The organism is Gilvimarinus sp. 1_MG-2023, from assembly GCF_030548285.1.
Genome location: NZ_JAUOSC010000192.1, coordinates 1 through 424, shown reverse-complemented (window position 1 = coordinate 424; position 424 = coordinate 1). Strand labels below are relative to the sequence as shown.

General features: G+C 54.2%; 1 protein-coding gene. It reads right to left on the bottom strand.

What is annotated here, in order from left to right:
• Positions 1 to 202: 202 nt before the first annotated feature.
• Positions 203 to 424: HisA/HisF-related TIM barrel protein (locus tag Q4563_RS16375; RefSeq protein ID WP_303605236.1), on the bottom strand; the 222-nt coding region annotated here is incomplete at its 5' end.

The window sequence follows — 424 nt, the reverse complement described above, 5'->3', positions numbered from 1 at the left end:
GGTCGGGTTCAAAGTCGTCCAGAGCCTGGGCCTGACAAACATCTGATCCGCCTGCCAGGCATCCCAAGACACTGGCAACCAGACCAATATATCGTCCAATACGAGGCATAAAACAATCCATCGGCACAGTTGCGCTAGTTCACAGAGACATTGTGGATTATGCCCATATCAGCATCAAAAAACGACTGGATTCGACCAGTGGTCAATCCACCAGACGCATTTCAATCCCGGCAGCGGCCATATGCTGCTTGGCCTGCTGCACGGTGTACTCCCCAAAGTGGAAAATACTGGCGGCCAATACCGCGTCCGCTCGCCCTTGTGTTACGCCTTCAACCAAGTGATCGAGGTTACCGACACCGCCGGAGGCAATGACCGGAATGTTCACCGCGTCCGAGATTGCCCGCGTTACACCAAGGTCAAAACC